The organism is Phocaeicola faecicola (genome assembly GCF_013618865.1).
GTDB lineage: Bacteria > Bacteroidota > Bacteroidia > Bacteroidales > Bacteroidaceae > Phocaeicola > Phocaeicola faecicola.
On sequence record NZ_JABSOE010000144.1, the window covers coordinates 1 to 2,193 of the forward strand.

Below are 2,193 nucleotides of genomic sequence, written 5' to 3' on the forward strand. Positions count from 1 at the left end.
ATAAAATGTCTATGGTAAAAAGTTAAAAAATCCTCCCACTTTTGTTAGATATATTTTTTTGTGTAATTTTGTAATCGTTATGCGGCAGTAATAATATACATATTAATACGAGTTAGTAATCCTGTAGTTCTCATATGCTACGAGGAGGTATTAAAAGGTGCGTTTCGACAATGCATCTACTGTAGTATATTATTGCTTAATCCAAATGAATATTATAAATTTAGGAATTCTTGCTCACATTGATGCAGGAAAAACTTCCGTAACCGAGAATCTGCTGTTTGCCAGTGGAGCAACGGAAAAGTGCGGCCGTGTGGATAATGGTGACACCATAACGGACTCTATGGATATAGAGAAACGTAGAGGAATTACTGTCCGGGCTTCTACGACATCTATTATCTGGAATGGAGTGAAATGCAATATCATTGACACTCCGGGACACATGGATTTTATTGCGGAAGTGGAGCGGACATTCAAAATGCTTGATGGAGCAGTCCTCATCTTATCCGCAAAGGAAGGCATACAAGCGCAGACAAAGTTGCTGTTCAGTACTTTACAAAAGCTGCAAATCCCGACAATTATATTTATCAATAAGATTGACCGTGCCGGTGTGAATTTGGAGCGTTTGTATATGGATATAAAAACAAATCTGTCGCAAGATGTCCTGTTTATGCAAACTGTTGTCGATGGATCGGTTTATCCGGTTTGCTCCCAAACATATATAAAGGAAGAATACAAAGAATTTGTATGCAACCATGACGACGATATATTAGAACGATATTTGGCGGATAGCGAAATTTCACCGGCTGATTATTGGAATACGATAATCGCTCTTGTGGCAAAAGCCAAAGTCTATCCGGTGCTACATGGATCAGCAATGTTCAATATCGGTATCAATGAGTTGTTGGACGCCATTTCTTCTTTTATACTTCCTCCGGCATCAGTCTCAAACAGACTTTCAGCTTATCTCTATAAGATAGAGCATGACCCCAAAGGGCATAAAAGAAGTTTTCTTAAAATAATTGACGGAAGTCTGAGACTTCGAGACGTTGTAAGAATCAACGATTCGGAAAAATTCATCAAGATTAAAAATCTAAAGACTATTTATCAGGGCAGAGAGATAAATGTTGATGAAGTGGGTGCCAATGATATCGCGATTGTAGAAGATATAGAAGATTTTCGAATCGGAGATTATTTAGGTGCTAAACCTTGTTTGATTCAAGGATTATCTCATCAGCATCCCGCTCTCAAATCCTCCGTCCGGCCAAATAAGCCCGAAGAGAGAAGCAAGGTGATATCCGCTCTGAATACATTGTGGATTGAAGACCCGTCTTTGTCCTTTTCCATAAACTCATATAGTGATGAATTGGAAATCTCGTTATATGGTTTGACCCAAAAGGAAATCATACAGACATTGCTGGAAGAACGATTTTCCGTAAAGGTCCATTTTGATGAGATCAAGACTATCTACAAAGAACGACCTATAAAAAAGGTCAATAAGATTATTCAGATCGAAGTACCACCCAACCCTTACTGGGCCACAATAGGGCTGACTCTTGAACCCTTACCGTTAGGGGCAGGGTTGCAAATCGAAAGTGACATCTCCTATGGTTATCTGAACCATTCTTTTCAAAATGCCGTTTTTGAAGGGATTCGTATGTCTTGCCAATCTGGTTTACATGGATGGGAAGTGACAGATCTGAAAGTAACTTTTACTCAAGCCGAGTATTATAGCCCGGTAAGTACACCTGCTGATTTCAGACAGCTGACCCCTTATGTCTTCAGGCTGGCTTTGCAACAGTCAGGTGTGGACATTCTCGAACCGATGCTCTGTTTTGAGTTGCAGATACCCCAAGTAGCGAGTTCCAAAGCTATTACAGATTTGCAAAAACTGATGTCTGAGATTGAAGACATCAGTTGTAATAATGAGTGGTGTCATATTAAAGGGAAAGTTCCATTAAATACAAGTAAAGACTATGCCTCAGAAGTAAGTTCGTACACTAAGGGCTTAGGCATTTTTATGGTTAAGCCATGTGGGTATCAAATAACAAAAGACGGTTATTCTGATAATATCCGCATGAACGAAAAAGATAAACTTTTATTCATGTTCCAAAAATCAATGTCATTAAAATAATGGAGCGGTCAGGAAATTTCTATAAGGCAATACGGTTGGGATATATACTTATCTCCATTCTT

Annotated in this window: 1 protein-coding gene and 1 pseudogene; both read left to right on the forward strand. The window is 38.8% G+C overall.

All coding sequences use genetic code 11. The features are described from left to right. Positions 1-205: 205 nt before the first annotated feature. Positions 206-2,131 carry a tetracycline resistance ribosomal protection protein Tet(Q) gene (gene tet(Q) / locus H3001_RS19000; protein WP_004291466.1) on the forward strand — a complete coding sequence of 642 codons (1,926 nt, stop codon included), beginning with the start codon at positions 206-208 and terminating at the stop codon, positions 2,129-2,131. After that, a pseudogene (locus H3001_RS19830) lies at positions 2,131-2,193 on the forward strand (two component system sensor kinase); the annotation flags it as partial. The gene tet(Q) and the pseudogene H3001_RS19830, both read left to right, overlap by 1 nt.